Consider the following 22,724-nt stretch of genomic DNA (forward strand, 5'->3'; position numbering starts at 1 on the left):
GGCGCACGAGCTCTCGTGTTCTCAACTGTCCGGCGGACACCCCCTCATTGTGGCGCTTGGAGGAGAGGGGAGGTAGGCTTGGACGAGGTTGATTTGGGGCGGAAAGGAACGGGATGCGAACCCAGGCGAAAGGCAGGATGATCGACCTGGGGACCCTGCGGGCGCGCGGCGGGCGATTCCATGCGCGCTGATCTGGATCACCTTCCGGCCAAGCAGCAGCGCGAACTGGAGCGCGTCCGCACGACCCTGCTGACCGAATTCGAGGCCGCGATCAAAAGCGGAGGAGGGGGCACTCAGTCCTGGCGGCGCGACGGCCGGGTGCTGAAGATCATCCTGTTCGGATCCTACGCCCGCAACGACTGGGTCGATGAACCCGACAACGGCTATCTGTCCGATTTCGATCTGCTGGTGATCGTCAGCCATGAGAAACTGACCGACATCGCCGACTACTGGTATGTGGCCGAGGACAAGGTCCAGCGCGATCCCGCGGTGGGGAGGACGGTCAACATCATCGTCCACACCATGGCCGAGGTGAACCAGGCCCTGACCCGGGGCGAGTATTTCTGGACCGACATCCTGCGCGACGGCGTGGTGCTGTATGAGTTGCCGGGACATCCGTTCGTCCAGCCGCAGCCAATGACGGCGGCCGAGGCGGCTTCGGTGGCTCAACGGTCCTTTGAGCAGTGGAGCGTAAAGATTTCTGAGGCGTTGGCCGGAGTGGAGTTTTATCTCGGACGAGGTAACCGTAGAGACGCTGCTTTCCTACTTCATCAAGCCACTGAGCGGGCCTACGCCTGCTTCCTGCTGACCCACGCTTTCTATTTCCCGCGCTCTCACAATATCAAGTTTCTTCGCTCCCTCGCCGAGGACACTGACAATCGCCTGGCCGCGGCTTGGCCAAGAGAGCAGCGCACGGATCGCCGCCGCTTCGAACTGCTTAAGCGGGCCTACGTCGAAGCGCGCTATTCCGACCAATACGATCCTGATGTTGAAGACCTGCAGCGTTTGCTAGCGGGCGCTGAACGGCTTCGAACTCTCGTCGTGGAGGCAGGCGAAGAGCGGATCGCAAAGCTGGCTGATGCCGCCGAACGGACTACTTCGACCTAAGGTCGCGGTCTCAAATGCGCCAATAGCAGTCATTGGTGCACGATCCGAAAGGCGACATTCTAGGGCGGGGAATCCGCGCCTCTGGGCGATCAGGGAGCGCCAGACCTTGCGTCGCCCAACTTCGCTGACGGCGGCAACGGCACGCGCCGACACACGACGCGCGTGGACGCCACGGCGCGGGTTCGAGGCGATCGCGGCCAGGGCGTCGACGCATCCCGCCATGACGCCTTGCCAAGCCAGGCGCCCCAGGAAGAACACCACCTCGTCCTAGTCGCCGTATCGGTCGAGCAGCCCCCGTGTCGTCGCCTCTAGGTCCGACTGCGCGATACGCGCGACGGCGGCATTATCACTGCCGCTAAGGTTCCTTGCACTCGACGACCGGGGCGCCGGTCAAGCGGATCATGTCTGCCCTAGAAGCTGCGGCGCATTTCTCTGCTGGCGTCGTCGGCCCATTCAACATGGTCGAAACGGGCCAAGGGAGGCGCATGACCCCATTCGTCCGCGCCAATTATCCCGACGCCAGCAACCGCATCAGAATAGAAGTCCAGTGGGCTTCACACGATCTGTTAACTATCGCCCACGAAGCAACAAGCTATGCCGATGTCATTCCGGTCGCCAATTTCTGGTTCGACAAAGATAGCGATGATCTGATTGGGTTTTTAGAAGTGTTCCCGCCGCATGAGATCAGACCACACCCATTAGTTGAAGCGGCTAAGCTGAACGGGCTGTCCCTAGATGGTTCGAACGATGACGTAATGGATCGTTTGAAAAAGCATTGTCGGGAAGCAGCCTGATTTGACCTTATGGTCTATAGGCTATAGAACGAAATAAGGGGCGGCCCCGAAAGACCGCCCCTTACCCCTTCTATATTATCGTGAGGGGGTAGCGCAGCGCAGGTTCAAAGCCCGTCTGCGCTAGAGCCCACCGATGATTGCTCATCGGAACCTCCTTATCTTTCGGCCCGGATGGCAGTCCGGGTAACGTTACCAAGACGCCCCTGAGCTTGCTCAGGGGTGTTCTGCTTTGGCGAGATGCCTCCACACGCCTTCTTTACACCTGAATCGCGCGGCGGCGCAACCCCCCGGTCAAGTATACTGCCGGTTGAGCCACCCCCCGAGACACGCAACCGGGCTAAGAGTTGACGTTACGGTCAAGGCTTATGAACTCGCTTGACCGTAAAGTCGGTATCACATCCGGTTATACGACGTGCTGCGGTTAACGGGTTTCTTTCCGACATTATGTCGGTGCGTGTTTCGGTATCTGCTTTATATGCTTCGTTTTAGGTGGCGCAAAACATGTTGCGAAACTCACGTCGGAACCGTGCTGATATACTGACCGTAAAACTTGCTCCGAAATGGTGCTGTGATTTACGTCGTTATAATTGGTCTCAGTTAAACCGGCTTAACCGAACGCTTCGTTGTAGGTGCCGGAAATAACTTCTGTTCGGTGTCAGCGCTGTCGCGTTTGGCGTCACGTGAGTGATTAAAAGCACCTTCCGTCGTGGGACGGCTTCGGCTTTATCCTTGGTATCGCTGACCGAGGTTCCACCGCATGGCCCACGCACCAATCATTCCAGTTTCACGCGTTGGATTACGTTTCTGTTTTCCGACATCGACCGGCCCGATAATTAGGCGCAGGAATTTCTTGCTCTTCGCACCACAGAGTTTTCTCCTAATGGAGACCTGTGCGTGACGAAGCCCTCCCAACCTCCGACCTCACCCAACCGGCTTTCGATCCGTTGGCGCGACTTGCATCTGAGCGGTTATGGTCCTCACGGCGTGTGGGGCGTAGTCATCCTAATCGTGGTCGTTATCGGCGTGTTGGTGTTCGCCCAAAACGCCGTGTTGACGCTCATTGATGGGCTCAAAGGCTAAGTTGGAGCCCGCCCACGCCGTCACATTTAGCTTTCGTCATGGACGCTGCTTCGAGGTGTTAGGCGGGTGTAAGCTCTGCGCAATCGCAGGAGGCGACCACATGTTCGATCACCGACAAGAAGGCCGCTATCCCCGGCATCCCGAGATGTTTCCGAAGTGTTCTGTTGGCATACAACACGACCCTATTGACGCCGAGCCTGATTCGGGCGCAGCAATTCTTCTCTTCCCCCACACATCTTTTTCTTAATGAGAAGGTGTGTCCGGTGACGAAGATTCCCAAACCCCCGCCGAAGAGCAGCAGTCCCGCGAGCCTTGAGTTCAGCGGCTTCGGTATTCGGTTTGCCGCCATTGGAACGCTGCCGATCTGCGGCGGCTTGCTGCTGGCATTGGCCGCGCTGGCTGTGTTCTCGCTCTTCCCCGGCGCTTTCACCAACGTGGCTGGTTATGCCCGAGACGTTGCGATTACGCGTTTAGAGCCCGCTCAGCCGCCTCGGCCAGTCTCAGGGCCTCGGGAAGCTCAAACGCTGGCAACGGCCCCCTGAGCGTGCCAGTGCCAGCCGTGTAACACGGTCTGTCTCAGGTGCGTCGAAACTGGCCGTAGTGGTGGCGCCGTTCACACGACCGCTCCGCCAGACTTTCGCGCCAGCGCCGATATACACGCCGTCATTGACGACATCGCCAATCGGCATGATCCAGTCGAAGGCTTCGTTCAGCAGTGCGTTCGCCTTGGCGCGAGCCGCGAACAGTTCCTCATCCTCAAGACGGCTGAGATCGCTCCACCACGTGATCGCTTCAACCAGCGCATCTGACGCCCGGCGATTTGCGCGCCCCGCCACCGCGTTGCGCAGTTCGTCCGCCTGACCCTCAAGCCGCACCAATTCGGTCTGACGCTCACGAAGGCGTTCAGCGATGGCGGGAATGCTTAGTTCGAGTTGGTCGACCAGTGCGCCAATCCGCGCCTTTGTTTCCTCGATCCGCTCCACCTTCGTGATGAGATCGCGGTGATTGTCCGTAGGGTGGCCATCGTTGTTTCCGACGACCGCACTGTCGATGTGCTTCCCTTGCTTCTGCCGCGCCTCTCACGTGCAGAGCGAGGCTAACATCCAAGAACTCGAGTGTGCGACCAGGGAGGATTTCCACGCCTCGCGCCTCTTCCTTGACGATCACCGGTTCTATCTCGACGGGGCCCAGTGCCACCGTGTTAACGCGGCCATGGCAAGGATTGATGCCTTGCCTCACACCATGATGATCTATTGGAAGGTCGCGCCGTTCGCCCCAGATCCACTGCTGTCGGACGACTACTTGTACTGACGGTTGAAGGCCTGAAAGCACGGCCGAAACGTATATTGGCCAACTCCGACGACCTCGGCCGACGGTAGAACCGTGCTGCGCATCTACCGGCGGACAGACCCACAGCTAAGCCTCAAGTCACTTGCTTCGCGCAACGCCGACCTGATGATCCAGCTGCAGACCTTCCCTAGGTCTGTGTTGAGTCAGAATAAGGCGCAACTCATCTGGCGGGAGGCAGCGATCCGGCGACGGTTTGCGGGCCGCCGCCGGATCATGCCGGTCGAGAAAGGTCGGAATCTCGACGGCGCTGGAGTATAAGCTTTGCTTTGCGACGTTGTCTGCCTCTGGCCGGTGTCGCTGTTGATTGCCCTCGGGGCGCTGAAGGGAAAGCTGTCATGAGATCCATCGTCGTTCTGGCCGCCGTCGCCGCCCTGGTCGCGGGGTGCTCCAACCCCAAGGCCGCCGACAAGAAGAATTTCAAGACGGCCATCAACGACTGGATCAGCAGGAACCCGCCCTGTCTCTCGCTGCCGTCCGGCAGCGTGCGCGCTGCGGATCGCCCCGCCGACGCGGGCGTCTTCCCCCTCTATGTCGAGGCCGCCGTCAGCGACCATCCTATGCGGCTGGAGAACCAGAAGAAGGCGGCGGCGCCCTTTGAAGCCATGGCCGCGTCCGGTCTTCTGAAGGGCGAGCCTGCCGAGATCACCCAGAGCGGCTACTTCCCCGGTCCCGCGCCCAAGGTGGCGGTCGTCGCCTATACGCTGACGCCTGAAGGCGAGAAGGCGTTCAAGCCGCGGGGCGAGGGCGGGTTCTGGAGCTCGCAGCCGGGCTTCTGCTACGGCGAGCCCGCCGTGAAGGAGATCGTCCGCTTTACCGAACCGGGCGAGATGATGGGCATGACGGTGTCGCAGGTCGACTACACCTGGCAGCTCAAGAACATGCCGGAATGGGCGAAGTCGAAGGCGATGCAGAAGATTTTCCCGCAGCTGGCTCGCGACAACGCCGAGACGCTTGAAGGCAAGGCGGCCGTGGTTCTGATGAACGAGGGCTGGGTGCACGAGAAGGCGATGCGGCGCTGACGTCAGGTGCGGCACAGCGGACGCTGGCGGTCAAACTTCGTCCATACCACAGTCGTGCCGCTGCGGATCATGGCGCAGTTGATCTCGACCTGCGTCGGGGTCCAGCAGATGGCGGTGACGCGGTTGTAGCTCTGGCCGATTTGCTCGCAGCTGATCGTCCGGTCGGCGGCCAGGCGGCGCAGCTCGGCGGTCGCCGAAGCCGCCGACGCGGCGGGGCAGGGGTGGCCCGGCGAACAGGTTTCGTCGGCCTCCCTTGCGGCGACGGCGTGAAGGCGAACGCGCGTTCCGTCCTTGCAGCGCAGGGTGTCGCCGTCGTTCACATAGGCGACGTCGCAAAGGAAGCGGTCAGCAGGAGCGGGGGCTTCCCTATGGCTGAGCATCTTCTCGAGCGTGGGGACGAGGCGGCTCAGTTCGTCGTCCAGGGGCCATGAGTGGGCCGTCGCAAACGCCGCCGCTGCGGCGCCCGCAACGAGCGCGGCGAACCTCAGGTTAGGCCGGCGCCGACGGTCTGCGCGAAGGAAGCGGGCGGGTCGGCGACTACAACGAGGACGGGAATCACGCATAAAGGAAGCCTGCCCGGACCGTGTTGAGAGAGGGTTGATCCTCTGCAGGCCTGGGCGCCGCATCGCGGCGTCAACGGCGCGGGCGCAGCCCGCCGCATAATGCGCCTTGCCAAGTGAACACGGATGAATCAGGCTTGGGCTGCGTCTGATTTGACGCCGGGGCGTGAGAACCTCGCTTGAGCAGATCCTGAAAATCCCACTTCGCGCTCCGTGGCGGCGGGTGGCCGGCGTGCATGTCCAGGCTCCTTGGGGAGCTAAAGACGTCAGCGCATGTGTTTGAGCATGTTCTCAACACCCGGTGCTTCGGCCGGGCTCGCCTCTGAACAGGAGGCGAGCCCGTGTCGGATGGATTGGAAAAGCTGTCGCCTGATACGTCCTTGGGACTGGACGTCCTCTATGGGCGCTATGCTCGCTGGTTTCGGGCGCGGTTGATCCGGCGCTACGGGGCTCAGGACGCCGAAGACCTGGCGCAGGAGGCCTGGCTGCGGCTGGCGCCCTATCAGGCGACGCGGACGATCCGGCATCCGCGGGCCCTGCTGCTGCGCATTGCGGCGAACCTGATGGCGGATCGCAGGGCCCGGCGGTCGCTACGGGCGCGCTATCTGGAGGAAATCAGCGCCGCCGAGGGCCGGTTTCATGAAGCGCCATCGCAGATCGACGAGGTCATGGCGCGGGAACTGATCCTCGGCTTGCCAGAGCCCCTGCGCGATGTCTTTGTGCTATCAAGGTTCGGCGGATTGACGAATGCACAGATCGGGGAAAAGCTCGGGATTTCTCCCAAAACCGTTGAGTGGCGCATGACCAGGGCCCTGGCGCACTGCGCCGCCCAACTCCGGCGCTAGGGGGCGCATCATGAGCCACCCGAAAAATCGGGTTGAGGCCAGCGAGACCGAAGCGGCGGCGTGGCACGCCCGTCTCGGCGCGCGCAGCGTCAGTACCGAGACCATAGAAGACTTCTTCGCCTGGCGGTCCAAACCGGGCAACGCCGACGCCTATCGACGGGTCGAGCGGGTCTGGGGGGCCGCCGGCAGGCTGGAGAAGGACCCCGAGATAGCCCGGGCCTTCAGCGAGGCTCTGTCGCGCAAGGACAGCGCCGCGCGGCCGCGGCGGTTGGGAAGGGCGGTGATCGGCGCCGCGATCGGCGGGGCCGTCATGGCGGCGGCGGTCGCCGGGGCTCTATGGCTGCAGTCCCGAACCGTGTTCGCGACCGGCGTGGGCGAACAGAGGGTCGTCCAACTGGCCGACGGGTCGAACGTGCGGTTGGATACGGATTCCAGGATCAGGGTTCGTTTCGACGGCGACCGCAGATTGGTGGAGTTGGAGGACGGCCAGGCCCTGTTCACGGTGGCCCATGACGGCCACCGGCCTTTCGTGGTCCTGACGGATGATATCCAGGTGACGGCTGTAGGGACGGTCTTCGACGTGCGCCGCGACAGCAGCGGCGTGAAGGTGACCCTGGTGTCGGGCGTCGTCGATGTAGCGGAGCGCGTGGCGGGCAGGGCGGTGAAGCGGCTGGCGGCGGGACAGCAGAGCCAGTTGACGCCGCAGGGGCAGGTGACGCGCGCCGTGGACATCCAGGCCGAGACGAGTTGGACCGACGGGCGGATCGTATTTCGGGATACGCCACTGCGCGAGGCGGTGAGCGAGGTGAACCGGTATCTGACCCACAAGATCGTGCTCGACGCCGCCGCTCAGGAGGCGGCGTCGGTCAACGGGGTGTTCAGAACAGGGGACCGCGACGCCTTCGTGTCCACGGCGGCGGAGGTGTTCGGACTGAGGGCGAAAAAAGGGGTCGACGGCGAGGTTCTGCTGTCCGACGCAAAAAAATCAAGGGGCGCTCCGGGGTCGCCCGGGGCCTGAACCGTCTCTTCTCTGACGCCGCGTGGCGTGGAGGGGACAAAAGACCATGAGACGAACCAGCCTATTATCAGGAAGCATTCTCGCCGCCGGCTTGATCGCGGCAAGTTCGGCGGCCTGCGCCCAGGAAGCGCGGGAGTTCGACATCCCGGCAGGGACGCTGAGAGACGCCTTGAATCTCTTCGCGACCCAGTCGGATCAGCAGATCCTCTTTTCCGGCGAGGCGGTGGAAGGATTGAGGACGCAGGGCTTGCGGGGGCGCTATGCGCCGTCCGTTGCGCTAGACCGCCTGCTGGCTGGAACGGGGCTCGTCTGGTCCGAGACTCGGCCCGGAGTCATTTTCCTGAGGCGTTCGGAAGGAAGAGCGGCCCTGGATAGCGCTACGGCCGTGGACGACGTGATCGTGACCGGCACCTTGTTGAAATCGACAGGCGGCTTGGCTTCGCCCGTGACCATGCTGGACCGCGATGCGCTCGACCGCCGCGGTTTTGCGACGGCGGCCGAGGCTCTGACCGATCTGCCGCAGAACTACGCCGGCGCGGCGACGCCGCTCGTCCAGCTGGCGGGGACAGATCGGGCGGGCTCCAACTCCGTCTACGCCACAGGCGTCAATCTTCGCGGCCTTGGCGCGACCTCGACCCTGCTTCTCGTCAACGGCCGGCGTTTGGCTGGGACCGGGCTGCGCGGCGATTTCGGCGACGTCTCCGCCTTGCCCTCGGGCGCGGTGGAGCGGGTCGATGTCCTGCTCGACGGCGCCTCGGCCCTTTATGGAGCGGACGCGGTCGCCGGCGTGGTCAATGTGATCATGAGGCGATCCTTCGACGGCCAGGAGACGCGCGTCCGAGGGTCCGCCGCTCAAGGCGGCGCGGAAGATCTGATGATTTCCCATCTGGCGGGGCGGTCCTGGTCGTCCGGCGCGGCCTACCTGTCTTACGAATACCAGACGACGAACGGCCTCAGTTCATTGGATCGGTCCTATACGGCGGACGGGGATCTGCGTCGGTACGGCGGCACGGACCGTCGCAACTTCTACAGCGCGCCTGGCAATATCGTCGCCTTCAACTCGGCGACCTCCTCCTATCAGGCCCTGTACGCTATTCGACCGACGACCGGCGGGACGGCGCAGGGGCCGAGCGATTTCGTGGCGGGAGCCGCCAATCTGCAATCGACGACCTTGGGTGCGGATCTTGTCCCCTCGATCGAGCGGCACAGCCTTTACGGACGGATGAGCCAGTCTTTGGGGCCGCGCTTCGAGATGTCGGCGGATGTGCGTTACAATCGGAGAGCCCATGAGATCGTCGGCCCTGCCAGCGCCGGGGTCTTCACCGCCAACGCCGCCAATCCCTGGTTCGTGTCGCCGAGCGGCGCTTCCTCCCACACGATCGGCTACGCCTTCCTGGCTGAACTGGGCCCAACGCGGGCCGAGGGCTCTTCCGAAAGCGTGGGGGTGACGGTCGGCGGCCGTTATGCGCTGACGTCGGACTGGTCCTTGGACGGCTATCTGACCTGGGCGAGCGAACGGGGCGAAGCTGGCGTCTATAATCGGGTGCACAGCCGTTTCGCGAACGAGGCGCTGGGCCTGACGCCGGATGATCCGGCGACGCCCTTCAAGGCCGCCGTCGACGGCTATCTCAATCTGTTCGGCGACGGAGGGGCCAACAGTCGGGCCGTCCTCGACTTCATTGGCCAAGGCTATTCGATCGCTCGGGACGAGAGCCAGGCGAGTTCCGCCAACCTATTGGTCGAGGGGCCGCTGTTGCGGTTGCCGGGCGGGGATCTGCGCCTGGCGGCGGGCGTCCAGCACCGAAGGGATCAGTTCAACACCCAGACCGTCTCATTCGCGGCGACGCCGGCGCCTGTGCTCAATCGCAAGCCTCAACGCGAACGTTCGATCTCGGCGGTCTTCGTCGAGGCGCGAGCGCCGCTGATCGGCCGGTACAGGCTCGGCCCGGTTTGCGACGTCTGGATGTCTCCGTGGCCGGGCGTTTCGAGACCTATGACGACTTCGGGGATACAGCCAATCCCAAGGTCGGATTGATCTGGTCGCCGGCGGAGGATCTCGACCTGAGGGCCTCCTGGGGGACCTCCTTCCGGGCCGCCTCCCTGCCTCAGACCCATGACGCGCCGGCGGCGTCCGGCTCATTTCTCAACCGGGCGGACGGCTCTCGCGCCCTGGTGCTGTCCCTCATTGGCGGCAATCCGGACTTGAAGCCAGAGACGGCTGAAACCTTCACGGTCGGCTTTGACTATGCGCCCAAGGGCGGGCCGCGGCTGAGCGCGAGCTATTTCGACACCCGTTTCACCGACAGGATCGCGCGGCCTGTCAGCGACAACAGCGCTTTCGCCCTCATCGATCCGTCGCTGTCGCCCTTCGTCAAATTCATCAATCCGGCTTCCAATGCGGCCGATCTGGCCCTGGTCGAAAGCTATGCGGGCTTGCCGGGCTTTCCCTCCCTCTATCCGGCGACCGCCTATGCGGCCATCGTTGATGTTCGCTGGGTCAACACCGGTGCGGTGAAGGTCCGGGGCGTAGACGTGTCCGGACGCTATCCCTTCAGCCTTGGCGGTCATGATTTCACGGCCGAGGCGTCAGCCTCCTATGTGCTGGAGTTTGAGACCCAGGCCACGCCGACGGCCCCGCCCCGGCAGGTCGCCGGTCTGATCGGCTATCCCGTCGACCTGCGGGCGCGCACGGGCGTGAACTGGTCGCATGGCGAGTTCAGCGGAGGGCTTCATTGGAACCATGTCGCCGACTATCGCGACCTGGCGGGCAGACGGATCTCCGCCTGGAACACGGTGGACGGCCAGGTGAGTTGGCGCCCCTCCTGGCCGCGGTTCGACGGCTTGAGGCTGGCGCTGACGGTGCAGAACCTCTTCGACGAGGATCCGCCCTTCTACGATTCTCCCACGGGCTATGGTTTCGATCCGGGGCAGGGCGGCTTGCTCGGCCGTGTCGTCGCCCTGCAACTGATCCAGCGCTGGTGATCCCGCCATGCTGGACAGACTTGGCCGCGCTTTTGGCGCGGCGGCCTTTTCGTTCGGGATCGTCGTCCTGGTTTCTGCAACCTCGACCTCGGCCGAGGACCACTCTTCGGGGCCGGCGTCGCGTTCGCTGAAGGTCGAGGACATCACCGCCCTCGAAGCCTTCGGGCGTGGCGCGGTCTCTCCAGATGGTCGATGGGCGGTCTATGAGAAGCGGGGCGCCTATGAGGCCACGCCTCGCTTCGATTTCGCCCAACGGTCGCCTTGGGCGGCCATGGATCTCTGGCTGATCGACCTGAACCGTCCGCAGGAGCCTCCAGAGCAATTGGCTCCAGGCGAGGGTCCCGGCCTGCTGCGCGGGGCCTGGTCGCCCACGGGCGCGCGGTTGTTGATCTATCGGTTCCGCGAGGGGCGTTACGACATCGGGATCGTGTCCATGGCGGATCGGTCGGTGCATTGGACCGGCCTGACATCCGAACTGCCGGGCGCGGGGTCGGCCGCGGAATGGATATCCGACGACCGCCTGGCGCTGATGATCCGGCCGGACGGAAGCCTCCCGCGTCTCATGCGCTATTTCGGGGGCAGCCAGGCCGCGATGACCGCGGCCTGGGCGCGGACTGCGGAAGGACGCACGCCGTCCCGCACCGTGATCGACGCTCAAGCCGGGACGGCCGAAGCGGAGACGCCCGAACCGGCCCAGGCCCTGGCGTTGCTGGATCTGGCCCAAAGCCGCACGACCCTCCTGTTTGAGGGGCGGATATCCGATTTCGCTGTCTCCCCCGACGGAAAGGCGATCGCCCTTGTGGAAGGGACGGAGCAGACGCCTATCGCCCCGGGCATGATTCTTCAGGCGGAAGAGGCGCGGCGTCAGCGCCTCAGGATCATTGATCCGGAAACGGCATTGGTCCGCACGCCGGCGCCAGAACTCGATCTGGCGCCGCACCTGCTGCGATGGTCTCCGGATTCAAGCGAACTCCTCGTTTGGGCCCGACGGGACGGCGCCGATTGGGCGGCGGGAGAGCTGATGCGGATCGGCCCAGAGGGCGCAAGGCCGGTTGATCGATCCGGCCTGGCGACAGAGGCCGGCGCGGACATCCTGCGGGGCGTCCGAGCTGACTGGCTGGACGGGGCGCCGGTTCTCTATGCGAGGGCTGCGGGCGGGGAGCGCTATGATTGGCGCCGCCTGGCGCCGGAGGAACCGCCTTTGGCGGTGACCGCCGCCTTCGCCGTCGCCCCCTCGCAGATCGCCGCTGTCAGCGAGCGGGCGCTTTATATGTTCGCCGACGGCGGCTTTTGGGCGGTCGAGGCGGATGGGGTTCGCCGATTGACGCCAGCCGAGACGGTGGTGAAGGCCGCAGTCGAAATCGACCCCGAGAGGACGGCTCGGCTGCGGATCAATGATGCGCCGCGCCGGGATTGGGCGGCGGCGTCGAACGCCGAGGGAGAGGTGTTGATTGTCGGGGCGGAAGGCTTGCGGCGTCGGTTAGGCCGTAGCGCCGGCAGGGATTTCCGATGGCTCGCCGTCTCTTCGGAGGCTGCCCTGATGTTGGACCGAAGCGAACTGGTCGAAACCCTCCGCTTGGTCAGCGGCGGCGAGGCGACGAATCTGGATCGGGTTAATTCGGCGCTGGCTGACGTCGTCCTGGCCAAGCCGATCCCTGTGCCGCATCTGGATGCGCGCGGGCGGCCGACGCAGAGCCGCCTCTTCCTGCCGACCGGCGGCAGGATCAAGGGGCTTATCGTCAAGGTCTATCCGGGATCGCTCGATGGCGCGGCCTGGGCGGGGCCGCTGATCCTCACCTACGGCACGCGCGCCGAGGTCCTGGCGGGAGAGGGCTACGCCGTTCTCTCGCCCTCCATGCCGATTGATGAGGAAGGGGCCAATGAGGCCGACTTCTATGTGCGCAGCGTGGACCTTGCCGTCGACGCGGCGCTGGCCGCCTTTCCCCAGCTGCCGCGGGATCGCATCGCCGTCCTCGGACACAGTTTCGGGGGCTATGCTGCGCTCGTCATCGCCACCAGGACGGCTCGCTATCGCTCCTACGTCGTCTCCTCGGCCATCACCGACCTCTTTGGGGAATGGGGCGAGTTCAATCCCGCAAGCCGCATATTGCCGGAAGACGGCTTCCAGATGCGAAACCAGCAGGGCTGGGTGGAGGTCGGCCAAGGGGGGAGGAAGGGGCCGCCTTGGGCGAATATCCGAGCCTACGCGGATTTCAGCCCCTATCTGGCGGCGGACCGGATCAGCGCCCCCGTGCTTCTGATCACGGCCGATAAGGACTACATTCCCATGTCCCAGTCGGAACGAATGTTCAGCGCCCTCTATCGACTGGGAGGAACGGCCCGCCTGGTCACCTACTGGGGCGAGCATCATGCGCTCTGGAGTCCCGCCAACATCCGCGACCGCTATCGTCAGGTGTTTAGTTGGCTGGAGAAGACGTTGAACAAGCCCGCGGCTAAGGTCGAGGCGGCTGCAGCCGAGGCTCCCACGCCCTGACCCAGGCTTCAAAAGCCGCCGCCGCCATGATGGCGGTGTAGCGGCCGCGCCAAAGGAAGCGCTCCCGGGTCAGCTCCAGGTCGGCGGCATCGCGATCGATGACGCCGAGCGCGGCGAGGCGGCCGTCCATCAGCCAGGGTCTCAGAAACGGCAAACTGTCGACGATCATTCGTCCGTAGACTTGGGTCATGTCGCCCTTGGACCGCCGCTCGATAATCGCCGCAGGAAGACGATTTCGGAAGGCTCGCCGCGCTAGGCCTCGATCCCTCCCGCCCAGCGTCAGCAAGGGGGTGGGGATGGACAGGCCGGCTTCGATGACCGGTTGAGCGCAGAGGGGGTGGCGCACATCAACCGTTTCAGTCAGCACGGAGGGCCCGTGACGCGCGACGCTGTCAGCGACCCCCATGATCTGGAGCGTCTTGGCCGGCCCGAAAGCTTCGCAGTCGGTGATCCAAGGATGGGGGGGCGCATGGTCGCCGCTCGAGGTCAGCAAGGCTCCGTCTCTGACGGGTAGAGGTGCTCTTTCGCGATGACGGCGACGCGCCTTCGCCGCCATTGTCCAGACGGAGACCTCATTGGCGGCGGCCAAAGGCGCCGCATCCGGCCACCGCAAGGCGCGCCAACCTTGGGCGAGCCAGAGATCGGCGAAGACATCGGGGGCGGCTTGCAGCAGGATTGAATCGCCGCCCTTGCCCGTTAACACGGCCGAGATGCCGGCGGTCGCGAAGCGCTGAGCCCAATCGCGGTCGTGGGGCGTGTCGAGGGCGTTCAGTCCCGGTCGAAAATCCTGATTGGTCTCTAGCAGCCAGTCCTCCGTGACGCGGCCGGCAGCATGCGGAACGCTGACCGGGCTGATGCCGAGCGTTTCTGCCAGGGCGGCGACATAGGCGCGCTCGTCGGCTTCCGCGGCGGCGCCATAGGCGTTGATCCACAGGTTGACGGCGTCTGGAACGCTTCTGACGAGGCTTGAGGCCACGATGCTGGAATCAAGGCCGCCCGAGACCTCGGCGGCGATAGGCGCGGACAGGCCGCCGAGGGCCGCGACGCTCTCGTCGATGGCCGCCTTGAGCGTCTCGGCCGCCCCCTCAGCGGGCAGGGAGAAGTCGAGGCTCCGGCGGGCGATGACGCTGGGGCGCCAAAGAGAAACGGCAGGCTGCTCGGGCGGCAGAGGCTGAAGCGTCCCTGGATTGACGACAAGCGGGCCGTCCAGGAGAAGCGGGCCTGCCCCGGACAAGGGATCCCGCAAGGCCTGAGCCAGGCGCCGCCGGTTGATCCTCCATGGCGGGCGAAGTCGGCGGATCAGCCAATCCGGGGCGGAGGAACTGATGAGGGTCAGGCCGTCTTGTCGCCAGACGACGCATTCCAAGGCGCCCGAGGGATCTCTCAGGATCGCCGACGGCTGATGGTCTGGAGCGAACAGGACGCCGACGAAACGGCCCCATAAACGGGCCAGCATCTTCCGTTCATAGTCCCAGGGATCGGCGGCGTTCGAGGCTGGAAGTTGAGGCGATCGGCGATTGAAGACGTCGCCGATCAAGCGCCAACCTCCCACGGTCGTTAGGCGTGGGCGCTGCACCCCGCTGACCGCCAGCCAGGCCAGGGGCGTCAACTCGGAAAGCGAATGGCCGGCGCCCTGGGCGAGCTTAGCCAAATCGGCGGAAAGGGCGGCCGCGCCGTCGTGGCGCGGTGTTCGAGCGACGATGAGGAAGTGTCCCATGGTCAGGGCGCCGACATGATGGGGGTGTAGCGCCGAACGCGCTCTAACCGGTCCGCGACGACGCGGTCGCCGATCTGCAGCCAACAGTGGGCGCCGAAGGGCCAGGTACGGACGCCGAAAACCCAATCGACGGGGACGCCGTGGCGGCGCAGCAACCGACGGAGCTGATAGCTTCTCTGGAGGCATTCGCCCTCCAGCGGGATCCATGGGAGAGCAGCGCGGGCGGCGGCGACGATCCGGCTGGCTTCGGCTGCCGCAGCCTCATCAGGCCGCGCCGCGCGTCGTACGTCTGCCGCGATGAGGTCGAGGATCGACTTGCCTCGGCAGGCGAGGCCGGCGGCGAATAGGGCGGCACCGGCCTGAAGGATCTCCGCTGGAGAAGGGGCGCCGGTCGGGTTGTCGAGTTCGACGCGGGCAGACGGCGGATGAGGTCTTCGCGCGTCTTGGGGGGTTGAAGTCGCCAACCCTGCGCTGATCAGTTCGAGCGCCGTCGCCTCATCTCGCGCTCTTAGGGCGCCGCTGTCCGCGGTCTCGATGCTCGCCGCAGCATCGATGAGGCAGTGATACTGGTCGGCGTTCAAATCCAACACGACGATGTCATCCTGAACCTGAGCGAAGAATACCCCGGGCGCGCACCAGATCGGGTCGTTGATTGTCATTGCTTATCTCCCGAGCGGGCGGATCCCGAAGCGGTCCCTTGGAGTCGGGGGCGAAGGGGACGACGCGGGTGCGACCGGTCGGACGGCCGCCGAAGCGGCCGTCCTTGGAGGTCAGCCGAGAGGCGGTTCGCGGCTGTCGTTCATGTTCACCTCAGTGAAATCCCCGCCGATGAGGTCGCGCGTCAGGGCCCGGGCGCTGCCGAGGCTGACGATGCGCAGCTTGGAGGTCGTCATCACAGTCTCCTTGGGTTGATCGCCACCGCTTTGTGGCCGACCCAGTGAGCGCCTCCTGAGGCGTAGGGTGAAGCTATATCTGGCATATATCCGGCCGACCGAGGGTTCAGCGCCCAGGCCGGGGTCGCGTCTCGGCGAGCGCGTCCTGCCCGTTCCGAATCCAATCGCGGGCTTCAGACTGGGACGCGATCTCATCGCCCAGGCGGTCGAACATCGCCGTCACGGCGCTGACGATGGCGCGGACGTCGAGATCGGCGATACGCTCGCCATGCTTTCGGTTGAAGGTCTGAAGGCCGACTGTGAGGATGGCGCTGAACTGATTGTCGGCGGTCCAAACAGCCCACTCCGGCGCGCCGATCGCGACCGCTGTCATCAGGCCATGCGGGTCGCTTCGGGTGGCTCGGGCGAAGCGGTGAATATGATCGATGTTGGGGCGGTTTTCGCCGGCTTCGAAGCGTTGATAGGTGCGCAGCGGCATGTGCATGGCGGCGGCGACTTCACGCGCGGTCATGCCGCGCCGGCGTCGGATAGCGCGGATCGTGGTTGAGAGCAGAGCGCTGTCATCCACAGAAACCGGCGAGACGCCTTTTGTTTCCGCATCCATTATTTGCACCCCGAAATGACGGTCGGCGAGACCGAACAGGCCTATGGCGACGAAGGCCGCGCCGCTTTTTGGCGCATCCGCCGTTGGCTTCTGGCGGCGTTGGCGACGTTCTTCGACGCGGGAGAACGCTGATTGTCCTCTACTCATTGGAGAAGCTCGAGCCGCCATTCAATAGTTATGTTCTTCTAAAGGGGAGGCAGGCCTTGTCCCGGATCCGTGATCCGTTTCACCAAGCGCTCAGCAGCCTGCGGGAGCGGGTCGAACACGGCGTCTATGGCGCCGGCCGACCCGTGGTGATCGTCGACGAGGCCCAGCGTCTGCGCCTGTCCACCACGCCTATCCGCGAAGCCCTGGCGTGGCTGGCCGGCGCAGGACTGGTCGAGCGGGCGCCCATGGGCGGCTATGTCACGCTTCAACTGGATCCTGCGGCGGTCCGAGACCGACTAGGCTTTCGTCTTCATTGCCTCAGGCTCAGCCTAGAGAGCGCAGGGCCTCTTCCATCGGCGCTGGCCGCCGATGCGGGGGATGAGCGGGCGACGCTCGGTCGCGACCTGGAGCGTTTGGTCCAGAGCAGCGGAAGCCTCGCCCTTTTCGACGCCTTCCGTCGCGTGACGTCGCTCCTCGCCATGCTTGACGGGGCGGAACAGCGGATTTTCGACGACCTCGACGCCGAGGCGGCCAACATCTCAGCCTTGCTCGCGGAAGCGGACGGCGAAGCGCTGCGGGGCGCGCTCACCCTCTATCACGAGCGCCGCATGGAGGCCGCGCCTCTGTTGGTGTTGGAGGCGGCTGCGGCGATCCGCTCGCCGGACGACGCTCCGGATGGAACGCCATGAGAGCGCGCCTCGCCGGATTGGCCGCAGGAACGCTGATGGGGCTGACTGCGGCCACTCAAAGCTTCGCCTGGACCTACAGTTGGTCTCCGCTTCTCGGACCAGCCTGGCGGGCAGGGCCCGATCTCGCCCTCTATGCGCCTTGGTCCATCATCGCCTGGCGAAAGGCTTTTGGCGATGAAGCGCGAACCGCCCTCGATCGAAGCGGCCTGCTCGTTTTGCTGGGCGCCATGGGCGGCCTTGGCTTCGGCGTCGTCTGCAGCGAACCGGCCGCGGTCCGCAGGCGGCGAGGTTGGGGCGGATTGAGCGAGGCGCGCGCCGCCGGCCTGCTGGCGAAGTCCGGGGCCGTCATTGGCGTCTTTCGCAACCGGGTGCTGGCGACCGCCGACTTACGGCCGACCTTGGTGACGGGCGGAACGCGCAGCGGAAAAGGCCGAGGCCATGTGGTCCCCACGCTTCTGCATTGGAGGGGAAGCGTCCTGGTGCATGATCCTAAGGGGGAACTCTGGGCCGTCACCGCCGGATGGCGGTCTCGCTTCTCCCATGCCCTCTACCTCAACCCTCGCAGTCCGACCTCGGCGCGGTGGAATCCTCTGGCTGAGATTCGACCAGGGCCCGGCGAGTTGGCGCAGGTCCAGCGGTTGACGGCCATCCTCTCGGATCCCGGGGGAACGCGGGATGAGGAGGCCATTTGGGACAAGGCCGCCTCAGAAATCCTTGAAGCGGTGATCCTCCATGTCCTCTACACGGCCAAGGATCAGGACAAGACTCTTCTTGCGGTCAGAGATCTTCTCGCCGATCTCGATGGGGCTGCGGATGTCATGCTGAAGACCCTCCATCGTCCCGCAGTCGACGGAGAAGCCGAGACCCACCCCTTCATTCGGACGGCGGTGAAGGGCTATGCGGCTATGCATGACCGCTTCCGCACCTCGGTGCAGGGCACGGCCCGGTCGTATCTGAAATGGTTGGCGGGCGAGGACGTGGAGCGCACGCTGTCGGCTTCGGACTTCGCCATGGGCGACCTCATGTGCGCCGAGGCGCCCATGTCGCTCTATGTGCAGGTCGCTCCGGCGGACGCCGCGGCGCTTCGGCCCCTGGTCCGACTGTTCTTCTATGCGGCGGCGCAGGCCCTGACGGCGGAAGAGAGGCGCGACGCCGCCGGCCGCCCCAAACGCCACCGGCTTCTGATGGTGATGGACGAGTTTCCGCTTTTGGGCAGGCTGGGCTTCTTCGAGAAAGCGCTGCGGTTGATGAGCGGCTACGGCGTCAAAGTCATGTTCGTCGCCCAGTCTTTGAACGACATCGTCGAGACCTACGGGCCTCACAACACCATCCTGGATAACTGCCACGTCTACACCGCATTCTCGGCCCTGGACCCGCTGACCCAAGACAAGGTGTCGAAGCTGACCGGTTCGGCCATGGAAGTCCGGGTGAGCCGAAGCACGCCGTCGGGATGGTCGGCCGGACGCAGTTCGGTGTCGCGATCCGAGGTCGAGCGGCCCTTGTTGGATCCGGGGCAAATCCGTGCCCTGCCGGATCGTCAGCAACTCGTTTTCGTGGCTGGGCGGCGTCCGCTTAGGACTGACAAGCTTCTCTATGATCGGCGCGAGCCCTTCCGCAGCCGCGCGGGTGAAGCGCCGCCGGACCAGGCGCATCGCATCGATGCGCCCGCGCCGCCGCCTCATCCGTGGCTCGGGCGGCGAGGCCTGGGCCGCGACGCAGCGGCCAGCCTGCCTCTGTTCAAGGAGGCGGCCGGGGCCATGGACGATCGGAAGGCCGCGGCGCGCGCCGCCGACATCTATGCGCGGGTGGCCCAGGAGATGGCCGCTCAGCAAGCGGTTCTTGATCAACTGCAAGGAGGGAGGGATGGCTAGGAGGGATGCGCCGGCGACGCGCGTGCAGGTCTACATCAACGACCCCAAGGTGGTGTCGAGTCTTAACCGGGAAGCTCGGATAGGGCGGATGGCTCTGAGCCAGGCGGCCGGTCAGGCCATCGCTCGGGGCTTGCTGAGGAGTCCGAAGGCCGACCCCGACGACCGACTGCTAAATCTGGAGCGGTCGCTGCGGGATCACATGCGCGCCACCGGCCGGGACATGCAGATCGTTCAAGAGCTCCTCATCGAGGTGGCGAAAGCCTTCTTTCTGCGTCTGCCTGACGGGATCGTCGATGAAGATCCGACGGTCCAGGCGGCCGTGGATCGGCGCATTGAACGCCTGCTGGACGCGACCGCCGCTCGGATCGTCGCGGGGCGGCGCGATGGCGAGGGCGCCGCCGCAGCAAAGGAACCGCGATCGTTTGCGGCGACCAGCTAGGTGTCGACGCATCCGATCGTGGCCGAGCGAAAGCTCGATGCTCTGCGCCACGCTCTGGGGTCGACCGTGCTCGCCGCGCTTGAAGATCAGACAGTGGTCGAGATTCTCGCCAATCCAGACGGCCGGCTCGTCTTGGACAAGGTCGGCCAAGGCCGCTGCGACACGGGCCGCAGGCTGTCGTTCGAAGCCAGAGAGCGCGCTGTCAGGCTAATTGCAGACTATGTAGGCGAGACGGTCAACCGCGAGAACCCTAGGCTGTCAGGCGTTCTGCCTGGGAACGGAGAGCGGTTCCAAGCGGTGCTGCCGCCCGTCGCCCTGGCGCCGGCCTTCTCCATTCGCAAGCGCCCGCCAGTGATCTGGCGGCTCGACGATTATGTGCGCGGCGAGGTGATGACGCTGGCGCAGGCCCAGGCTTTGCGTCTTGCTGCATGTGCGCGCCATAACATATTGATTTCAGGTGGAACGGGCTCAGGCAAGACCACCCTGGCCAATGCCCTCCTGGCGGAGGAGGCCTTCGCCGAGGATAGGGTTTTCCTGATCGAGGACACGCCGGAATTGCAGTGCTCGGCCTGGGATGTCGTGGCGGTGACGACGCGTCGACAGCCCGTCGTGATCGGGGTGGCGGATCTTGTCCGCGACGCCTTACGCATGCGGCCTGACCGTATCGTTGTGGGGGAAATGCGCGACGGCGCCGCCGCGCTTGAAACCCTGAAGAGTTGGAACACAGGACATCCCGGAGGCTTGTCCACGGTCCACGCCAACTCGGCGCTCGAGGCGCTGCGGCGCATCGAGGATCTTGTCGGGGAAGTGACCAGCGTGGTTCCCCAGCGGATGATCGGCGATGCGGTGAAGTGCGTCATCCATATGCGGCGGACGCCCGCCGGCCGTCGCGTTGAGGCTGTGGTCGAGGTTATCGGCTATGCGGACGGCGCCTACCGCGTGCGAGAGATCGCCTGATCGCGTTGGAGACAGGGGCGTCGTGTCGCCCCAGTCATTTTCTGCGGCTCGTCGTCAGTTCCGCTCTCGCGGGTTGCGATAGGGCGCGCCCCGCTCGCCGCTCTCGGCCCGCGTAAGCACCTTCGTCCCCAGCGCCGAACTCACGTGGACTTGGATGTCCCGATAGCGCAACCCGTCGTCCAGGCTGGCGCACGTGGCACCAATGGAGGACAGGACGTACACCCAATGGTCGCTCTCCACGGTGATCAGGCCGGGCAGGAGGTCTGGGTTGTCGCCAGCGGCGGCGGCCATGGCGTCCAGGGCGGCGTCGAGTTCGTTCGGGGTCATGCGCTGCGGTGTAGCTGAGTCGGCTTTGCACCCGCCAGCGCCGGTCAGGGATAGACCTTCTGGACGGTCAGCGCTCCTGCCGGACAGGGACTTAGGATCAGATCTTCGGCCGCCGAGAGAGCGAGCCAGTGGACGCCTGCGCCGGGCGGCAGGACCACGATCTGGCGGTCATGATAGGGCGCGACGTCGGGCCCCGGCTCGGTGGTGAGCATGGTGAAGGCGCCGTCCTTGATGATGCCCGCGATCCAGAACCAGGGCTGGCCGGTCATGGTGAAGAGCCACTTGGTCTTCTTGCCCTCGACCTTGGGTTCGGTGAACTCGTAGAAGCCGTCCGCCGGAATCAGGCAGCGGGTCGACTGAGCGAAGGACCGACCATCGGAGCGGAAGTTGAAGACCGGCTTTCCGGTCGGCCCCTTCCAGGCCCAGGGCGTCATGGTCAGCTGCGGGCCATCGGCGCCGAGGGTGACGATCGGGGCGCGGTCTGAGATGCGGTAGTCGGTTGCTTCCAGGTTGGGCAGGCCGCCAGGGAAGGTCAGGGGCCGGCCGGCGTCTCGGAACGGCGCGGCCAGCAGGCTGGCTGGCACGTGCAGGCGGTAGTTGTTGCACATAGTCCGTTTCCTTCCCGCTTTGCTTCGGTCAATCAGCCCCATGAAGATCGAGTCTTCAAGAGAGGTTGCGGACCTCGTGGACGAAGGCCTGAAGGGCCTCGGCTTCGTCGACTGCAGAATGCGCCATGCGACGTAGGCCCTTTGACGTCGGCGAGACTGTTCCCTGGTCGGGGCCAGCTCGTCGGCCGGGCTCAGTTGTTTCACGACCCGCAGGACGAGCTTGTCCACCTGGTGCGTCAGGGTGCGTTGACCCAATTGCACCGGTGATCAACATCTAAGCGCATGCTCGCGGACGATGCCATCGCGAGCGCGCTGCCGCATGAAATATGGCCCTTGAGCCAGCCTGTCCGCTGAGCGGAAAGGACGGACGACTGAGGCGAGGGGTTCCAACCCCTTGTTGGGCGGGGGCTTTCGCCGGCCCTGTGCAACTCGTCTGAAAGTGCGACGACCGGGCACTGCCGCAAGTCGTCGAGACGTGCTCGAGGGTCGCGATAAACTCCCTGAAGAGTTAGATTTAACTCTCTGAAAATAATACATAAAATTAGTTGACGGCCTGTGGATTGTTCTGCTTGCAATGAGTCGAGGCGCACTGAAATGCGCTGTGCAAGGGAGGCGGATCATGGAGAGAACAAAGCGGCGGCGTCTGGGTGGCGCAGTCTTGACCTGCGGGCTTCTAGCGGCCGGGTCGGCCCTGGCGGGCGGCTCCGGGATGCCGTGGGAAGGTCCTATCCGGCAAGTGGTGCAATCCATCACCGGTCCCGTCGTTCAGGCCGCCGCGGTCATCGCTGTGGTGGCGTTCGGGGTCGGGGTGGCCATGAGCGAGAGCGGTTCGTCGATGCGCCGGGGACTGGCCATCCTGTTTGGCCTGTCCATCGCCTTCGCAGCCTCGACCTTCTTCCTCGACTTCTTCGGCTTCGCCGGCGGCGCGGAGATCGGGTGATGGCCGCCTTGATCGCCCAGGGGAAGCCTGAAGGCTGGGATCTTCCGGTAGCTCAGGCTCTGGTCGAACCGGTGCTGATGGCGGGGATGCCGCGGGACTATGCCATCGCCATGGGCACTACGGCCATGGTGCTCGGCCTCGCCTTGCGCATCTGGTGGCTCGGCCTTCTGTGGTGGGCGGCGGCTCATGCGGCCGGCCTTTGGGCCGCCCGCGTCGACAAGCGGTTCTTCGAAGTCCTGCGTCGCCATCTGGTCCTGCCTGGACATCTGGACGCGTGAGGTTG

22 protein-coding genes and 1 pseudogene are annotated in these 22,724 nt (G+C 64.9%); 15 read left to right on the forward strand and 8 right to left on the reverse strand.

Features of this window, described 5'->3' with window-relative positions; all coding sequences use genetic code 11:
• Positions 1 to 180 precede the first annotated feature (180 nt).
• Together DA69_RS04490 and DA69_RS14530 are read left to right on the forward strand one after the other, a co-directional pair.
• A complete protein-coding gene (locus DA69_RS04490; protein WP_025977258.1) occupies positions 181 to 1,107 on the forward strand; it encodes a HEPN domain-containing protein in 927 nt (308 codons plus the stop codon).
• Between the two features lie 401 nt (positions 1,108 to 1,508).
• A complete protein-coding gene (locus tag DA69_RS14530) occupies positions 1,509 to 1,901 on the forward strand; it encodes a hypothetical protein (RefSeq protein ID WP_145915898.1) in 393 nt (130 codons plus the stop codon).
• A 1,580-nt stretch (positions 1,902 to 3,481) separates the two neighbouring features.
• On the opposite strand, the gene DA69_RS04495 is transcribed toward DA69_RS14530, so the two are convergent.
• Positions 3,482 to 3,964: a hypothetical protein gene (locus DA69_RS04495; protein ID WP_025977257.1), complete on the reverse strand. Its 483-nt coding sequence runs from the start codon at positions 3,962 to 3,964 to the stop codon at positions 3,482 to 3,484.
• A 702-nt stretch (positions 3,965 to 4,666) separates the two neighbouring features.
• On the opposite strand from DA69_RS04495, the gene DA69_RS04505 reads away from it, so the two are divergent.
• Positions 4,667 to 5,350 (forward strand): hypothetical protein, encoded by a 684-nt coding sequence (locus DA69_RS04505; RefSeq protein ID WP_025977255.1) that lies wholly within the window; start codon positions 4,667 to 4,669, stop codon positions 5,348 to 5,350.
• Between the two features lie 2 nt (positions 5,351 to 5,352).
• On the opposite strand, the gene DA69_RS04510 is transcribed toward DA69_RS04505, so the two are convergent.
• Positions 5,353 to 5,730 (reverse strand): thermonuclease family protein, encoded by a 378-nt coding sequence (locus DA69_RS04510; protein ID WP_025977254.1) that lies wholly within the window; start codon positions 5,728 to 5,730, stop codon positions 5,353 to 5,355.
• Between the two features lie 560 nt (positions 5,731 to 6,290).
• On the opposite strand from DA69_RS04510, the gene DA69_RS04515 reads away from it, so the two are divergent.
• From DA69_RS04515 to DA69_RS04535, 6 genes and pseudogenes are all read left to right on the forward strand, one after another.
• Complete coding sequence (locus tag DA69_RS04515) at positions 6,291 to 6,755, forward strand: RNA polymerase sigma factor (RefSeq protein WP_025977253.1); 465 nt, start codon at positions 6,291 to 6,293, stop codon at positions 6,753 to 6,755.
• A gap of 10 nt (positions 6,756 to 6,765) precedes the next feature.
• The gene (locus DA69_RS04520) at positions 6,766 to 7,773 is read left to right on the forward strand and encodes a FecR family protein (protein WP_025977252.1); all 1,008 of its coding nucleotides are present in this window, start codon (positions 6,766 to 6,768) and stop codon (positions 7,771 to 7,773) included.
• A gap of 46 nt (positions 7,774 to 7,819) precedes the next feature.
• Positions 7,820 to 8,110, forward strand: a pseudogene (locus DA69_RS15105) (STN domain-containing protein); the annotation flags it as partial.
• 48 nt (positions 8,111 to 8,158) lie between these two features.
• Positions 8,159 to 9,808, forward strand: coding sequence for a TonB-dependent receptor (locus tag DA69_RS04525; protein WP_051582077.1), 1,650 nt, complete (start codon positions 8,159 to 8,161; stop codon positions 9,806 to 9,808).
• Positions 9,745 to 10,755, forward strand: a complete 1,011-nt coding sequence (locus DA69_RS04530) for a TonB-dependent receptor domain-containing protein (RefSeq protein WP_167349636.1) — start codon at positions 9,745 to 9,747, stop codon at positions 10,753 to 10,755. Before DA69_RS04525 ends, DA69_RS04530 begins: the two co-directional genes overlap by 64 nt.
• A gap of 7 nt (positions 10,756 to 10,762) precedes the next feature.
• A complete protein-coding gene (locus DA69_RS04535; protein WP_025977251.1) occupies positions 10,763 to 13,249 on the forward strand; it encodes a prolyl oligopeptidase family serine peptidase in 2,487 nt (828 codons plus the stop codon).
• Here DA69_RS04535 and DA69_RS04540 read toward each other — a convergent pair.
• The 4 genes from DA69_RS04540 to DA69_RS04550 all read right to left on the reverse strand — a co-directional run bounded on the left by DA69_RS04540 (position 13,209) and on the right by DA69_RS04550 (position 16,610).
• A complete protein-coding gene (locus DA69_RS04540) occupies positions 13,209 to 14,786 on the reverse strand; it encodes an asparagine synthase C-terminal domain-containing protein (protein ID WP_025977250.1) in 1,578 nt (525 codons plus the stop codon). The genes DA69_RS04535 and DA69_RS04540 overlap by 41 nt on opposite strands.
• 182 nt (positions 14,787 to 14,968) lie before the next feature.
• Positions 14,969 to 15,625, reverse strand: coding sequence for a lasso peptide biosynthesis B2 protein (locus tag DA69_RS04545; RefSeq protein WP_025977249.1), 657 nt, complete (start codon positions 15,623 to 15,625; stop codon positions 14,969 to 14,971).
• Between the two features lie 111 nt (positions 15,626 to 15,736).
• On the reverse strand, positions 15,737 to 15,859 hold the full coding sequence (locus DA69_RS15005; RefSeq protein WP_268750903.1) for a hypothetical protein: 123 nt from the start codon (positions 15,857 to 15,859) through the stop codon (positions 15,737 to 15,739).
• A 106-nt stretch (positions 15,860 to 15,965) separates the two neighbouring features.
• Positions 15,966 to 16,610, reverse strand: coding sequence for a helix-turn-helix domain-containing protein (locus tag DA69_RS04550; RefSeq protein WP_167349638.1), 645 nt, complete (start codon positions 16,608 to 16,610; stop codon positions 15,966 to 15,968).
• On the opposite strand from DA69_RS04550, the gene DA69_RS04555 reads away from it, so the two are divergent.
• The 4 genes from DA69_RS04555 to trbB are packed head-to-tail and all read left to right on the forward strand — an operon-like array spanning position 16,610 to position 20,566.
• The gene (locus tag DA69_RS04555) at positions 16,610 to 17,299 is read left to right on the forward strand and encodes a GntR family transcriptional regulator (protein ID WP_025977247.1); all 690 of its coding nucleotides are present in this window, start codon (positions 16,610 to 16,612) and stop codon (positions 17,297 to 17,299) included. The two genes, DA69_RS04550 and DA69_RS04555, sit on opposite strands and share 1 nt — an antisense overlap.
• Positions 17,296 to 19,170 carry a type IV secretory system conjugative DNA transfer family protein gene (locus DA69_RS04560; RefSeq protein WP_029972503.1) on the forward strand — a complete coding sequence of 625 codons (1,875 nt, stop codon included), beginning with the start codon at positions 17,296 to 17,298 and terminating at the stop codon, positions 19,168 to 19,170. The genes DA69_RS04555 and DA69_RS04560 overlap by 4 nt, the downstream gene beginning before the upstream one ends.
• Positions 19,163 to 19,609: a hypothetical protein gene (locus DA69_RS04565; protein WP_025977245.1), complete on the forward strand. Its 447-nt coding sequence runs from the start codon at positions 19,163 to 19,165 to the stop codon at positions 19,607 to 19,609. Before DA69_RS04560 ends, DA69_RS04565 begins: the two co-directional genes overlap by 8 nt.
• On the forward strand, positions 19,610 to 20,566 hold the full coding sequence (gene trbB / locus DA69_RS04570) for a P-type conjugative transfer ATPase TrbB (protein WP_025977244.1): 957 nt from the start codon (positions 19,610 to 19,612) through the stop codon (positions 20,564 to 20,566).
• Between the two features lie 54 nt (positions 20,567 to 20,620).
• Here the strand turns inward: trbB and DA69_RS04575 are convergent, their stop codons facing one another.
• Together DA69_RS04575 and DA69_RS04580 are read right to left on the reverse strand one after the other, a co-directional pair.
• Positions 20,621 to 20,893, reverse strand: a complete 273-nt coding sequence (locus DA69_RS04575; RefSeq protein ID WP_025977243.1) for a hypothetical protein — start codon at positions 20,891 to 20,893, stop codon at positions 20,621 to 20,623.
• 44 nt (positions 20,894 to 20,937) lie between these two features.
• Positions 20,938 to 21,501 carry an SOS response-associated peptidase family protein gene (locus DA69_RS04580; RefSeq protein WP_025977242.1) on the reverse strand — a complete coding sequence of 188 codons (564 nt, stop codon included), beginning with the start codon at positions 21,499 to 21,501 and terminating at the stop codon, positions 20,938 to 20,940.
• Positions 21,502 to 22,120: 619 nt separating this feature from the next.
• Between DA69_RS04580 and DA69_RS04585 the strand changes: the two genes are divergently transcribed.
• Positions 22,121 to 22,441, forward strand: coding sequence for a TrbC/VirB2 family protein (locus DA69_RS04585; RefSeq protein ID WP_025977241.1), 321 nt, complete (start codon positions 22,121 to 22,123; stop codon positions 22,439 to 22,441).
• Entirely contained in the window at positions 22,441 to 22,719 is a 279-nt protein-coding gene (locus tag DA69_RS04590; RefSeq protein ID WP_025977240.1) for a VirB3 family type IV secretion system protein, read from the forward strand. Before DA69_RS04585 ends, DA69_RS04590 begins: the two co-directional genes overlap by 1 nt.
• Positions 22,720 to 22,724 lie beyond the last annotated feature (5 nt).

This window comes from Brevundimonas naejangsanensis (genome assembly GCF_000635915.2).
In the GTDB taxonomy this organism is placed as follows: Bacteria; Pseudomonadota; Alphaproteobacteria; order Caulobacterales; family Caulobacteraceae; genus Brevundimonas; species Brevundimonas sanguinis.

Excerpts from the sequence above, each read along its gene's own strand:
- DA69_RS04535 (WP_025977251.1), top strand. The coding sequence starts at position 10,763 with ATGCTGGACAGACTTGGCCGCGCTTTTGGCGCGGCGGCCTTTTCGTTC.
- DA69_RS04550 (WP_167349638.1), bottom strand. The coding sequence starts at position 16,610 with ATGAGTAGAGGACAATCAGCGTTCTCCCGCGTCGAAGAACGTCGCCAA.
- DA69_RS04585 (WP_025977241.1), top strand. The coding sequence starts at position 22,121 with ATGGAGAGAACAAAGCGGCGGCGTCTGGGTGGCGCAGTCTTGACCTGC.
- DA69_RS04580 (WP_025977242.1), bottom strand. The coding sequence starts at position 21,501 with ATGTGCAACAACTACCGCCTGCACGTGCCAGCCAGCCTGCTGGCCGCG.
- DA69_RS04545 (WP_025977249.1), bottom strand. The coding sequence starts at position 15,625 with ATGACAATCAACGACCCGATCTGGTGCGCGCCCGGGGTATTCTTCGCT.
- DA69_RS15005 (WP_268750903.1), bottom strand. The coding sequence starts at position 15,859 with ATGACGACCTCCAAGCTGCGCATCGTCAGCCTCGGCAGCGCCCGGGCC.
- DA69_RS04565 (WP_025977245.1), top strand. The coding sequence starts at position 19,163 with ATGGCTAGGAGGGATGCGCCGGCGACGCGCGTGCAGGTCTACATCAAC.
- DA69_RS04520 (WP_025977252.1), top strand. The coding sequence starts at position 6,766 with ATGAGCCACCCGAAAAATCGGGTTGAGGCCAGCGAGACCGAAGCGGCG.
- DA69_RS14530 (WP_145915898.1), top strand. The coding sequence starts at position 1,509 with ATGTCTGCCCTAGAAGCTGCGGCGCATTTCTCTGCTGGCGTCGTCGGC.
- DA69_RS04510 (WP_025977254.1), bottom strand. The coding sequence starts at position 5,730 with ATGCTCAGCCATAGGGAAGCCCCCGCTCCTGCTGACCGCTTCCTTTGC.
- DA69_RS04490 (WP_025977258.1), top strand. The coding sequence starts at position 181 with ATGCGCGCTGATCTGGATCACCTTCCGGCCAAGCAGCAGCGCGAACTG.
- DA69_RS04590 (WP_025977240.1), top strand. The coding sequence starts at position 22,441 with ATGGCCGCCTTGATCGCCCAGGGGAAGCCTGAAGGCTGGGATCTTCCG.
- DA69_RS04560 (WP_029972503.1), top strand. The coding sequence starts at position 17,296 with ATGAGAGCGCGCCTCGCCGGATTGGCCGCAGGAACGCTGATGGGGCTG.
- DA69_RS04505 (WP_025977255.1), top strand. The coding sequence starts at position 4,667 with ATGAGATCCATCGTCGTTCTGGCCGCCGTCGCCGCCCTGGTCGCGGGG.
- DA69_RS04575 (WP_025977243.1), bottom strand. The coding sequence starts at position 20,893 with ATGACCCCGAACGAACTCGACGCCGCCCTGGACGCCATGGCCGCCGCC.